The organism is Chitinimonas sp. (genome assembly GCF_041904975.1).
GTDB lineage: Bacteria > Pseudomonadota > Gammaproteobacteria > Burkholderiales > Chitinimonadaceae > Chitinimonas.
Genome location: NZ_JAYRLZ010000113.1, coordinates 1 through 12,979, shown reverse-complemented (window position 1 = coordinate 12,979; position 12,979 = coordinate 1). Strand labels below are relative to the sequence as shown.

Genomic DNA, 12,979 nt, shown 5'->3' with positions numbered 1-12,979 from the left:
TCGCCCCCAACCCCCCCCCCCCCGCGACCGTCGACAAAACGTCAACAGAGCCTAGAATGGCGTTTGCCGTACAAAAAAAGATATTCGGGGGATGGCAATGGTACGCAAGCGGGTGATCCTGGCTGCCGGCATGGTGGTGGCAGCGCTGCTGACGGTAAACGCAATCTGGTTCCGCCCTTGGTCGATCCGGGTGTTTTTTGACCGCATCACCGTGCGCAAATCGCTCGACTCGCCGCAAATGCTGTCCAGCACCCGCATTTTGGCGCCCTATGGCCTGCACTGGTATGACGCGAGGCTCGATGATCTGTCCGATGCCAAGCGTGAAGCAGATTTCAAACAGGCCCGGCTCGATCTGGATACCTTGCGCCGCTACGACCGCGCCGGGCTCGATGCGGCAGACCAACTATCGTATGACACCCTGCGCTGGACTTTAGAGCATGAACTGGCCGGCGAGCGCTTCCGCTTTCACACCGCGCCGATCAATCAGCTCGATGGCCAGCAAATGGCCATCATCAACTTCCTTACCATCAACCACCCGATCAGCACGCTGGATGATGCGCAGCGCTATGTCGAGCGCCTGCATGCGGTGCCCTTGCAACTGAAGCAGCTCGATGATGCCGTGCAGGAGCGGGCTCGCCGCGGCATCGTCGCGCCGAATTTCGCCCTGCGCAAATCGGCGGCCGGCATGCGCGTGCTGGTGGCCACCCTGCCCGAGCAAAATCCGCTGTATCTCGACCTGCAGCACAAGATGCAAGCGGCCAAGCTCGCCGCCAGCCAGCAAACGGCGCTATTGGGCGAGGCGCGCCGTGTGCTGGTCGACATGATCTACCCGGCCTACCGGCAGCTGATCAATCGCACCGAGCGACTGGCCCAGTCGCATCCACGCAATGACGGTGTATGGGCGCTACCCGATGGCGATGCCTACTATGCCTGGCTGCTGGCCGGCAATACCACCACCCAGCTGTCACCGGAACAGGTGCACCAGCTCGGGCTGGATGAGGTGGGCAGGATAGAAGACGAGATGCACGATATCCTGCAAAAGCTCGACGAGCCGCACGACAATCTCGGCGCCACCATGCGCCGGCTCGGCAACGACCCGCGCTTTCTGTTCCCCGATGACGAACACGGCCGCCAGCAAATCCTGGACGGCTACAAAGCCATCTTGCAGGAGGCGCAGGCCGCACTGCCCAAGGCGTTCAGCCATATTCCTGCCACCAAGCTCGATGTGCGGCGTGCCCCCGCCATCTCGGAGCAGACTGCCACCGGCGCCTATTACGAGCCCGGCGCACTCGATGGCAGCCGCCCCGGCGTGTTTTACACCGCGCTCTACGATGTGCGTGCCGCGCCACGCTGGAGCATGCGCACCCTGGCGTTCCACGAAGGCGTTCCCGGCCATCACCTGCAGGCGACCATAGCGCAGGAGCAGACCCAATTGCCGCTATTTCGGCGCTTTGCCTGGTACGACGCCTATGGCGAGGGCTGGGCGCTGTATGCCGAGCGGCTGGCCTGGGAAATAGGGCTGCAACCCGACCCTTACGACCAGCTGGGGCGCTTGCGCGATGAATTGTTCCGCGCCGCGCGGCTGGTGGTGGATACCGGCATCCATGCCAAACGCTGGAGCCGCGAGCAGGCCATCGCCTATATGGAACGCACCCTGGGCATGCCCTACAACGATGTGGCGGTGGAAGTGGAGCGCTACTTTATCTGGCCTGGCCAGGCTTGCGCCTACAAGATCGGCATGATCAAGATCCTGGCGCTGCGCGAGCAGGCAAAGACCCGTCTCGGCCCCCGCTTTGATCTGCGCCGCTTTCACGACCTGATCCTGCGCAACGGCGCATTGCCACTGGATCTGCTGGACCAGGAAGTACAAGCGTGGATAGCCGCAGGCGGCAAGGAATAGGCATCGCTCAAATGCAAAAGAGACGAACATCTCGTCTCTTTCGCATGGCCCGGATGGCAAGGTCTACTTCGTCACCGTGTAGCGGGGTGGCAGCAGCAAGGCCGGCAGTTCCACCTCGTGAGTACGCGACCATGGCGCGAAACCTGCGCCAAGGCGCCCGCCCAGCGCGGCAGCGGCTGCGGCACGGCGGCCTTCGATCAACGGGGTTTCGATCTGGTGGATATCGTCGCGCGAGCGGCGTTCGCGCGGCGCCCGTGGTTCGCGCACATCGCGTGCTTCACGTACATTGCGCGGTTCACGCGCCTCACGGAAGCTGTCGCCGCCCGGCGCCGGCGTCAATTCCAGCGGCTTGTTGGTCAGCTTGCGAATCAGCTGCAGCGACTTGTCCTCATCCGGCCCGACCAGGGAGATGGCGATACCGGTGGCACCCGCGCGGCCGGTACGGCCAATGCGGTGCACATAGTCTTCCGGATTGGTCGGCAGCTCGAAATTCACCACAAAGGGCAGATCGCTGATATCGAGGCCGCGCGCCGCCACATCGGTGGCCACCAGCACACGCAGCTTTTGTTCCTTGAACGCCGCCATCACATCCAGCCGCGCTTGCTGGGTGCGGTCGCCATGGATCGCTTCGCAGTCGAAGCCGTCGCGCTTGAGTTCACGCGCCAGCCGCTCGGTCATCAATTTGGTGCGGGTGAATACGATCACCTGCTGCATATCGTGGTGGCGGATCAGCTGCGCCAGCACCCGGCGCTTGCGCTCGGGCTCCACCGCATGCAGATACTGGGTCACCGACTCATTGGCAGCATTGCGGCGGGCGACTTCGATGGTCTCCGGATTGTGCATGAAGTCATCGGCCAGCTTCTTGATCTCGGGCGCAAAGGTAGCGGAGAACAACAGCGTCTGCTTGCGGGACGGCAACAGGCTGAGAATCTTGCGGATATCGAGGATGAAGCCCATATCGAGCATGCGATCGGCTTCATCGAGCACCAGGATCTCCACCTGGGACAGATCGATGGAACGCCCTTGCACATGGTCAAGCAGGCGGCCGGGGGTGGCGATCACCAGCTCGGAGCCGCGACGCAGCGATTCGGTCTGCGGTTTCATGTCCACACCGCCAAACACGGCGGTTGCGCGCAGCGGCAGGTATTTGCCATAAGCCTGCACGCTCTCGAACACCTGGTCGCACAATTCGCGGGTCGGGGTGAGGATCAGCGCGCGGGTGGGGTGACGGGCCGGGCTGGCGCTGGTATTGGCATAGGGCTGCAACATGTGCAGGATGGGCAGCGTAAACGCTGCCGTCTTGCCGGTGCCGGTCTGGGCACCAGCCAGTACATCGCGGCCGGACAGCACCACTGGAATGGCGCGCGCCTGCACCGGGGTCGGGGTGGTGTAGCCGGAATCGAGCACGGCACGCAGAATCTCGGCATGCAAGCCGAGGCTGTCGAATGACATTGCGGGTATATCTCCAAGACAAAAACGGGCCACCGCCCGAAAGATGAGCAGGTCCAGCCCGTGCGCGCCGAACTATACCCGCTAAGCCGCCCGATGAGAACCGCTAAGCCCCGCATTTCAAAGGAAATTCCGCAAAAGCCGCGCTAAATGTCGCATTGCAGCGAAACCAGGCCGTAGAATGCGCACTTTGAAAACTGCCCGCCGCATCGGCGGCCACGGTGAGCGCCCATGTACCTCAGTGCCCGTCAGTCACTTGTAACCGTTCGCGATCTGCTGCGTTTCGCCGTATCGCGCTTCAATGAAGCCGGCCTGTTCTTCGGCCATGGCAATAACAGCGCCTGGGATGAAGCGGTCTATCTGACCCTGCATACCCTGCATCTGCCGCTCACCCAGCTGGAACCCTTCCTCGATGCCCGCCTTACCCCATCCGAGGTGGACAGCGTGCTCGATATCATCGAAGCACGCGTGAGCAGCCGCAAACCCGCCGCCTATCTGACCCAGGAAGCCTGGCTTGGTGACTACCGCTTCTATGTGGATGAACGGGTGATCGTGCCACGCTCGTTTATTGCCGAGCTGCTGCCCGATGCCCTGCTGCCGTGGATCGAACACCCCGAGCTGGTTCACCGTGCACTGGACCTGTGCACCGGGTCCGGCTGCCTGGCGGTATTGCTGGCGGAACACTTCCCCGATGCCGACGTGGATGCCATCGACCTGTCGCCCGATGCACTCGATGTGGCCGAGCGCAATATCAGCGATTATCGCCTGCAGGAGCGCATCAGCCTGATCGAGTCCGACCTGTTTACCGAGGTGGAGGGCGAAACCTACGACCTGATCGTCTCCAACCCGCCCTATGTCGATGCGCCCTCGGTTGCGGCCCTGCCCGATGAATACCTGCACGAGCCGGAGCTGGCGCTGGGCAGCGGCGAAGACGGGCTCGATGCCACCAGGGTGATCCTGCAGCAGGCGAGTCGCTTCCTCAATCCACATGGCGTGCTGGTGGTGGAGATCGGCCATAACCGCGAAGTGCTGGAGCCGCAATTCCCCAACCTCAACTTCACCTGGCTGGAGACCAGCAGCGGCGATGGCTTTGTGTTCCTGCTGACCCGCGAGGCTTTGCTGGCGGGCGGACTATAGCCACAGTCCGCGTCGGTGGCGCATAGGCAGCCGCGCCACCGTTACGCCATATTGCTCAGCGGCAATTGATGCATCAGTGGCCGTCAAACAAGCACAGGGTATGCAGCGGAATGCCCTGGGCCCGTACCAGGGTTGAGCCACCGAGCTCCGGTAAATCGACAATCGCGGCAGCTTCGACCACCTGGCCGCCGAGCCGACGTATCAGGCGTGCGGCGGCGATCATGGTGCCGCCGGTGGCTACCAGATCGTCGATCAGCAATACCCGCTGGCCGGGCTCGACCGCGTCGGAATGCAGTTCCACCGTGGCTGAGCCGTATTCCAGCTCATAGTCTTCCGCTACCGTATCGAAGGGCAGTTTGCCCTTCTTGCGTACCGGCACAAAGCCACGGTTAAGCTCATAGGCGACAACGGCACCAAGAATGAAGCCGCGTGCGTCGATGCCGGCAACCACATCGATCTGCGCATCCATATAGCGATGCACGAAACAGTCGACCAGTACCCGGAAGGTCTTCGGATCCTGCAACAGGGGTGTGATATCGCGAAACTGTACGCCGGGGCTGGGCCAATCGGGCACGGTACGGATGCGTTCGCGAATCAGGGTGGTGTCAATCATGGCGTGCTCCCGCCTAAAACAGTGCGAATTTGACCACCCACAAAAGGGCGATCACTACCACGGCCGGCGACAGGTCGCGCAAGCGACCAGCCATCAGTTTCAGCGCGGTATACGAAATAAAGCCAAAGGCAATGCCATCGGCGATGGAAAAGGTGAACGGCATCGCCAGGGCGGTAATCACTGCCGGCGCCGATTCGGTGAGGTCTTCCCAGTCGATTTCGGCAAGGCCACGCGCCATCAGCACTGCCACATAGCACAGCGCCGGTGCGGTGGCATAGGCCGGCACCGCGCTGGCCAAGGGTGACACCCACAGGGCGGCAAGGAATAACAAGGCCACCACCACGGCGGTCAGCCCGGTGCGCCCGCCAACGGCCGTGCCGGCGGCCGACTCGATATAGGCGGTACAGCTGGACGTACCCAGCGCCGCACCAGCCAGAATTGCCGACGAGTCAGCCAGCAGGGCGCGCTTCAGACGCGGCAAGCGGCCCTGGCCATCGAGCAGACCGGCACGATGCGACACGCCGATCAAGGTACCGGTGGTATCGAACAGATCGACAAAGAAGAACACGAACACCACGCCCAGCAGCCCGGCATTGAGGGCGCCCTGCAAATCCATCTTCATCCAGGTGGGTGCCATGCTCGGTATCGGCGCAAACACGCCTTTGAATTGCTGAAAGCCCAGCAAAATCGCCAGCACCGTCACGGTAAAGATGCCGATGATCACCCCGCCGGTGACCTTGCGGTATTCCAGCGCCAGGATCAGCACAAAGCCGAAAATGGCCAGCAGCACCTTGGGGTCGTGCATATTGCCCAGCGTCAGCAAGGTGGCCGGATGCGCCACCACGATGCCGGCATTTTTCAGGGCAATGATGGCGAGAAACATCCCGACCCCGGCCGAAATCGCCAGCTTGAGCGAGTGCGGAATGGCATTCACCACCCATTCGCGCAGCTTGAACAGGCTGACTGCCACGAACAGCACGCCAGAGAGGAATACCGCCCCCAGTGCCACCTCCCACGACACCCCCATGCCCTTCACCACGCTATAGGTGAAATAGGCATTGAGGCCCATGCCAGGCGCCAGTGCGATCGGGTAGTTGGCCACTAGGCCCATTACCGCCGAACCGATGGCTGCCGAAATGCAGGTGGCAACGAACACCGCATTGAAATCCATGCCGGTGCTGGAAAGGATGGCCGGATTGACGAACACGATATAGGCCATGGTCAAAAAGGTGGTCAGCCCGGCAATCACCTCGGTCTTTACCGTGGTGCCGTGCTCGCGGAGCTTGAACAGGGTCTCAAGCATGATTCTTCCTGGAAAAGTGAAGCTGGATAAAAAACGGAGTGTTGATTGCGCCGGGATCAGCCGGTGGACAGCCGACCTAGCAGACCGTCACAAGCATCTTCGATCAGGTCGAGTACCCGCTCGAAGCCGGCATCCCCATCATAGTAGGGATCGGGCACCTCGCCGCCCGGGTCGAGTTGGCCAAAACCGAGCATCAAGTGCAGCTTGTGCCGATGCTCAGCCGGGCAGCGTGCCCGCAGCATGGCGAGGTTATGCCGATCCATCGCCACGATCAGGTCGTAGTGCAGGAAATCAGCATCGCGCACCTGGCGCGCACGCTGGCCGGAGAGATCATAACCGCGTGCCGCCGCATGCTTTTGCGAGCGCCGATCCGGTGCTTCGCCACTGTGGTAGGCATCGGTGCCGGCCGAATCGACTTCCAGCTGCAAGCCGGCTGCCTGCATGCGCTGGCGAAACACCGCCTCGGCGGTCGGTGAGCGGCAGATATTGCCCATGCAACAGAACAGGATGGCGTGAATGGTGTGCTTCATGCTTCGGCTACCTACAGGCGGGCAGGGTTAATCAGGCGGCAAGCTGGCGGCGCACATAGATCAGGCAGCCATCGGGGCTATGCACATCGCCATGACGCGAATGGCGCGGCGCCAGCTGATAGCCGCCCGCCCCCACCTTGATTTCGTCGAGCATGATCTCGCCTTCCAGAACCAGACACTCCTCGATCACATCATGAACATGGGGAGGAATACGCCCGCCCGGCTCGAGCCGGTAGAGACAGGCTGTCATCTGCGCATCGGCAAACAGGCGCTTTTCATAAACCAGCGGCGCGACAGCCCGCCATTCGCCCTCGCTTGCCAGCAAGGTGTGCATGGCCGGCGCTGGCTTGATTGCCTGCATCACCCGATCGCGCAGCGCGGCTTGCCGATCAGCTGGCAGCGCGACCGGTGCAATATCGAGCAGCATGGCCAATTCAAGTGAAGCGGGCAGACAGGCGTCGGCGCCACGATTGCCTTGGTCTTTCATGATTCCAGTCCTGTCCATTCCGGGCCAATATCTATGCCCGCCAAAATCAGCTCTGGCTTCATCGATGCCAAAGCCCGCCGGATGCCGGACTTTACCGTTCCTAGCGGTTGTCGACGGATTTGGGCGATTTCCTGATGCGTCATGCCGCGATTGAAAGCCAGCGCAATCAGATCGCGCTGCTCGATGGTAAGCGCCGCCATGGCTTTGGCCAGCGCAGAGCGATGCTGATTGATTTCCAACAGGCCGGCCGGGCAGTGAGCCGTCTGCCATACCGAGTCGGCCACGGCAACGATGTCTTCACACAACTCGGCGGATTCGCGGCTGCGAAGCAGGTCGATGGCGCGGCTACGGCATATCACCAGCAGCCAGGCGAGCACGCTGCCGCGACGCAAATCAAATTCCGCCGCCGTCTGCCAAGCCTGCATATACACCCTGGATGCAACGTCTTCGGCGTCCTGTGCCTGGCCAAGAATATGCAAGGCAACCGCATACACCCGCGAGATGCTTGCATCGTACAACTCGCCCAGCGCCGCCTCGTCGCCATCGGCCATACGCAGGACCAGTGCGGTCAAACCCTCTGTTTCAACTGTCATACGGTGCGACTGGCTCCCATCCAGTTCGGCCCGCCCATGAGCGCGCGGGCCCGGATTGTGCATGCCAGTGCGGCAATCGTCCATGAGCTTGTGCATACCTGCCACCCTGTGCTGCCACAGGCATGACTTCATGCGATTCCACCAGCCCGCTCTGCTGGGCAATTAAAAGTGATACTCGAGCCGAACCATGGGTGTTTTGGCAAAGGCGCCACTGCCCGCAGGTCCCGCAGCATCATTGCCGAACTTGTTCTTCCAGTACTGATATTCCAACCCGGCCTTGACGGTTTTTTGCGGCGCTCCGAGCAAGGCACTGATATCAGCCATCAGCTGCATATCAATATTCGTTTCCGCCCGGGTATCACGGCCAAATTCATTCTTGCCTTTTTGTGCAATGAAATTGGCAAACCCCTCGAATGCCCATGGCACCCTTCCCTCTGCAACCGGAATCCCCCAGGCGACATTGAGCATGGCATGTGTGTCATAGCGATACCGTGGCGTACTGACACCGGTAAAACTATTATACGGCGCATTGCTCTCCCACAATGCCAGCAGGCTGATATTCAGAAAACCCGGCACATCCAGCATGGCCGTCGGGCCGGCAACCCACATGCGCTTTTTCGAGTTATATCCAGCATCGGTCTTGGTATTGAAATCGAATCCGCCAGTCAATCCGATACCGCGAATCGGCCCGAACTGGCAGGCGCAAGCGCCGGCCTTGCCCAAGTCCAGCGTGTGGCGATACACCAGATACACTTCATGCGCACCATCCTTGGAGTTGGCAGATGAGGGATCCTTGCTATCGGAAAACAGGAAATCGACGTTGAGAAAATTCGTACCGTACTGGTAGCCACTGACATGGGTGAAACCAAGAATGTTCTTCGAAATATCATTACCTTCAAATGGCTCGCCATAGCGATTGCCATAACGGTAATTGATGGAGGTATCGCTCCATTGCGCGGCAGTTGCGCCCAGCGATGCAATCAGAAATATCGGCAAGCTTAATGCTCTGCACAGGCCTGTTTTCAACATACTTGTCTCCTGTTAGGAAATGGGGGGCCAAATTCACTTGCAAGCAGCCGCATATGTCGACTGCATCCCGAGCAAGCACTGATCTGGCGATACAAAGAATGGGCAAGCCACGATCGTGACGGGGATTGGCCTTGTAATTTTACTGATACTTCTTCATGATCGCCTCATAGCGACCGTCACTGCGCATTTTTTTCAACGCAGCATTAAAGCCATCCCTAACGGCACTATCGCGAAATGCTACTTTGTAATACGTGGGCGGAAAGATTTCGTGATACACCACAGGCTGAGACACATCAATCCCCTCCTGCTTGGCCTCATTATTGAAATATTTGAAAATATTCCGATCACCCACCACCACATCGACCCGGCCGGTATAGAGTAATTTGTTTTGTTTTACCTGCTCGGCATGTTCCGCATAAGCCTTATTGGTACCAGCCATAACTGAAAACGGAACTCCAAGGTACAGCTTGGCATTCTGAAATGCCGCCACCGAGTGTTTTGCCAGGTCGGCTACGCCTTCGATCTTGAAAGCATTCTTGCCCAAACTGATGGCAAAATTCTGATAGGTGATATGGCTATCTGAAAAAGCTGCCTTGATGCCGGATGATTCTTGCACGGTAATGGCGGCATCGACCTCCGCATCCTGCATGGCTAACGGTACCCGGGCAAAGGGCAGATACACCGGTTTCATGGAGTGGCCCGCATCAGCCAATGCCTGTGCAACCACATCCAGCTCCATACCACTATTGCTTTTCTGAATGACATAGGGCGGCAGCGACAAGCCAACCGCCACCTTGATTTCCTTCGCCTCTACCGAAACCAGCCATAGCAGGCAAAGCACACGCAGCAGCCGCATTCTGTTCTCCAGTCACGATCAGATGAATTGACTGAGAAAATATAGTTTGCGCCACCATGCAAACCAAGCCTGCCGATAAGCGGTGCAGGATGAAGTTGCGATAGGGCTATCTGCTCAAGGGAGGCGCTCCACCAATCCCTGACGTGCAAAAACGCCGCCCTTGTCGGCGGGCCAGACGGGGCGAGATGACTCAGCGAAACTTCAATGCCGCAGGCATTACTGCGACAGTCCCGGGTGATGCGGAACTTTCCATACTGGCCGGGACTTCGCTGAGTATGGCGCGCCCCTTACGCTACAGCTTGAGCAACTGCCGGATATAGCGTGGTGCGATGGTGCCAAAGCCCAGTATCCGGTCATTGACCGTCTTCAGGTCTCCAGCACTACTTGCCGTCAGGTCACGCGCCAGGCGATTCACTTCCAGATTGCCGACATAGTAAGTGGACAGCTGCCCGGAAGTGAGCTGGGCGCGCCGCCATTTTCCGGCCGCCTCGCCTTCCTCCTGAAAGCCTTCCTCCATCATCAGCGCCATGGCTTCCTTCTCGCCCATATCGCCGGCATGGATCTTCTGGTCGATGATGGCGTTGATCAACATGCGCAAGCGCATTTTCAGCTGCTGCATGCGCACCTGCGGTCCGCCATAGCCGGCATCGGCCATTAGCTGCTCGGTGTAGGTAGCCCAGCCCTCGGCAAACAGGCCGCTGGAGAATATCTGGCGAATCTGGGTACGGCTGCGCGCCTTGTTCCCGACATTCAGCTGCAGATAATGACCCGGCATCGCTTCGTGCACGGTCAGGTTTTTCAGCATGGCGTCGTTGTATTCGCGGTAGAAGGATGTAGCGCGGCTGGCGCTCCAGTCCTTTGGCGTCGGTGAAATGGCATAGAACGTCGCCCCGTTCTTTTCCAGCGGCCCGGCGGCATCGCAGTAGGCAATTGCCACGCCACGGGCAAATTCCGGCATCACGATCACTTGCACCGGATCATTCGGCACGGAAACGATCTGATGAGCCCGCACGAACTCGGTCGCTTCGGCGAGATCACGCTTCGCTGCCGCGACAATGCTGTCGTTATCGGGACGCGACTCGGCCAGCTTGTCCAGCACGGCGCGAATGATCGCCTTTGGCGCCTGCCCATCCAGCGTGCGCTCGGGGAAGTAGTCACGATAGAGCGGCTTGGCAGTGTCGAGCATCTGTGCCTGCACCTCGACCAACTCCCGCTCGGCCTGCTGCAGCACCGCCTCCGGCGGCACATCTGCATCGAGCGAGTAACGCAATTTCTCGCGATGGTGCGCAGCGCCAAGCCGGAACTCGCCAGTCGAGCGTGGCAGCAATTCCTGCTTCAACCAGTCGCCATACGCTTGCAAGCTGGTCATGGCCTGATGGCGCAAGGGCTCGATCTGCGCACGCATGGCGGGCTCTGCCCGCAGTGCCACTTCCAGATCATCGCGCAGCAAACCGATGGCACCCAGGTTTTGCTGGATGGCGGTTTCAGTAAACACCCGTGGCGGGTTTTGCAGATTTTGCCGGGCGGCCTTGAGCTGGTCAGGCAAGGCTTTCAAGCGACCTTTCAGCGACAACAAACGCAGCTTCAAAGGCGCAAAATCGCGTGCCAGCAGAAGATTCAGACCCTGGGCCGGGTTGTAGATCAGCGGCTCGCGTTGGGCGACCTTGAGCGCATCGATATCGAACAGGCCGGCACGCAACGCGTTTTCCAGAATCGCGGCATCGACCGCATTGTCGGCAGACAGCTGATGTTTCGGAATGGCGCCCAGCGCCTTCAGGGTGTCGCGAAAGAACTGCCGATCGCGCGCAAAGCCATTCGCCGACAGATCGCTGACCTGTGCGTCGAAACGATGGTCGCCCAGCTGGGTGGCGCTTTCCGGATGGGTGCGCAGATATTGCTCGCTAAAGCGGGCCGCCAACACTTCAAAACGCGCATCCTGCGCATTGCTTGCCAGCAGCGGCGTGGCGGCAGCCACCAGCAAGCTGCTCCGAATCAGTCGGGTAAGAAGGTTCAGCATCGCAGGCTTCCTGATTGACGAGGCATGAGTATCAGGCCGGCAGCCCGATTCGCACCAGCGTTGCTTCAGCAATGTGCAAGCTCGACTATCAAGCAAAGCCCGAGCGTTTGATTCAAGAGCGCCCTTGCTCACCCACGGTTTTGCTTGGCGATCAGGCAGATAGGCTACATCCGGCGCAGCCAAGCAGCGCCACTCAGCCGCGAACGAGCCAGCTCGGCAAATGGATGCGTGTTGCAAGTACACAAATGCCGGCGCGAAATCAAGACAGTGACGCGTTCCCGACGGCAGGCAGGCGGCGCTTCCGGTCCCTGGCGTAGCGTGGCGCTAGCTGATGGATGCAACAGGGCCGGCGGGCAATCTCCCGATTGCAGGCTGCTCAGATTGCTCCACGCGACGCGGGCGGGAGTAGCAAATTCGCGGCGAATTGCCGCTGCCCAGCCGCGCCAATCTGGCAGATTGCCCACCTGCCGGCAGGATGCGGCAGGTGGGCATTGGTCGACCGCTTACTTGCTGCCGAGCATGGCAGCTTTCAGGTCGGCAGTTGCCGGTTTCTTGCCCAGCCATACCTTGAGCAAGGCATGACCGAAGTCATCGCCGGCAATCACATCCTTGACCTGCCCGCGCACCGTGATTTGCGTTCCCTTGCCGGGCAGAAAATCCAGGGTGATCACATCACCGGTACTCACCGTCTTCACCGCCTGGAAGATGGCGTTCATTTCCTTGATACGTGGCTGCAGGGCTGCCAGTTCGCCATCGCTGCAATTGGCTTCCAACCCTTCCAGCAAGGATTCGTGCAGCTTTTCGGCCTCTACATTGCGCAGCATGGTCAGCACCACCCGGCGTGGGCGTGCATCGCTGATCGCCGCATCGGCATTGGCGATCTTCTGCGCGGTGTACAGGGCACCGACATAGACTTTCACGAAACCGTATTTAAGCCGAACAGCGCCACCGTTGAGTTGCAAATCCTGACCGGCCACTTTCACCGTATCGTCAAGCTTGACGCCACCGATTTCGGCAGCAAAGGAAGACAGGCTGGCACAGGCCAGCAGTAGTACGAGGATGTTT

General features: G+C 60.1%; 12 protein-coding genes. 2 read left to right on the top strand and 10 right to left on the bottom strand.

Annotated features, from left to right (window positions below):
• Positions 1 to 91: 91 nt before the first annotated feature.
• Complete coding sequence (locus tag ACE3OH_RS12055; protein ID WP_374352722.1) at positions 92 to 1,900, top strand: DUF885 family protein; 1,809 nt, start codon at positions 92 to 94, stop codon at positions 1,898 to 1,900.
• Positions 1,901 to 1,963: 63 nt separating this feature from the next.
• Here ACE3OH_RS12055 and ACE3OH_RS12050 read toward each other — a convergent pair whose 3' ends face one another.
• Positions 1,964 to 3,352, bottom strand: coding sequence for a DEAD/DEAH box helicase (locus tag ACE3OH_RS12050; RefSeq protein ID WP_374352719.1), 1,389 nt, complete (start codon positions 3,350 to 3,352; stop codon positions 1,964 to 1,966).
• A 228-nt stretch (positions 3,353 to 3,580) separates the two neighbouring features.
• On the opposite strand from ACE3OH_RS12050, the gene prmB reads away from it, so the two are divergent.
• Positions 3,581 to 4,486: a 50S ribosomal protein L3 N(5)-glutamine methyltransferase gene (gene prmB / locus ACE3OH_RS12045; RefSeq protein WP_374352716.1), complete on the top strand. Its 906-nt coding sequence runs from the start codon at positions 3,581 to 3,583 to the stop codon at positions 4,484 to 4,486.
• 73 nt (positions 4,487 to 4,559) lie between these two features.
• On the opposite strand, the gene ACE3OH_RS12040 is transcribed toward prmB, so the two are convergent.
• The 9 genes from ACE3OH_RS12040 to ACE3OH_RS12000 all read right to left on the bottom strand — a co-directional run.
• Complete coding sequence (locus ACE3OH_RS12040; RefSeq protein ID WP_374352712.1) at positions 4,560 to 5,099, bottom strand: adenine phosphoribosyltransferase; 540 nt, start codon at positions 5,097 to 5,099, stop codon at positions 4,560 to 4,562.
• A gap of 13 nt (positions 5,100 to 5,112) precedes the next feature.
• Positions 5,113 to 6,402 carry an NCS2 family permease gene (locus ACE3OH_RS12035; protein WP_374352709.1) on the bottom strand — a complete coding sequence of 430 codons (1,290 nt, stop codon included), beginning with the start codon at positions 6,400 to 6,402 and terminating at the stop codon, positions 5,113 to 5,115.
• Between the two features lie 56 nt (positions 6,403 to 6,458).
• Positions 6,459 to 6,932 (bottom strand): low molecular weight protein-tyrosine-phosphatase, encoded by a 474-nt coding sequence (locus ACE3OH_RS12030; protein WP_374352705.1) that lies wholly within the window; start codon positions 6,930 to 6,932, stop codon positions 6,459 to 6,461.
• A gap of 31 nt (positions 6,933 to 6,963) precedes the next feature.
• Positions 6,964 to 7,419, bottom strand: a complete 456-nt coding sequence (locus ACE3OH_RS12025) for a cupin domain-containing protein (RefSeq protein WP_374352702.1) — start codon at positions 7,417 to 7,419, stop codon at positions 6,964 to 6,966.
• Entirely contained in the window at positions 7,416 to 7,991 is a 576-nt protein-coding gene (locus ACE3OH_RS12020; RefSeq protein WP_374352699.1) for an RNA polymerase sigma factor, read from the bottom strand. Before ACE3OH_RS12020 ends, ACE3OH_RS12025 begins: the two co-directional genes overlap by 4 nt.
• 183 nt (positions 7,992 to 8,174) lie before the next feature.
• Positions 8,175 to 9,038 carry a hypothetical protein gene (locus tag ACE3OH_RS12015; RefSeq protein WP_374352696.1) on the bottom strand — a complete coding sequence of 288 codons (864 nt, stop codon included), beginning with the start codon at positions 9,036 to 9,038 and terminating at the stop codon, positions 8,175 to 8,177.
• A 142-nt stretch (positions 9,039 to 9,180) separates the two neighbouring features.
• A complete protein-coding gene (locus ACE3OH_RS12010; RefSeq protein ID WP_374352693.1) occupies positions 9,181 to 9,897 on the bottom strand; it encodes a substrate-binding periplasmic protein in 717 nt (238 codons plus the stop codon).
• Positions 9,898 to 10,189: 292 nt separating this feature from the next.
• On the bottom strand, positions 10,190 to 11,914 hold the full coding sequence (locus tag ACE3OH_RS12005) for a DUF885 domain-containing protein (protein WP_374352691.1): 1,725 nt from the start codon (positions 11,912 to 11,914) through the stop codon (positions 10,190 to 10,192).
• A gap of 503 nt (positions 11,915 to 12,417) precedes the next feature.
• Positions 12,418 to 12,979 (bottom strand): chalcone isomerase family protein (locus ACE3OH_RS12000; RefSeq protein WP_374352688.1); only part of this gene is annotated, 562 nt, incomplete at its 5' end.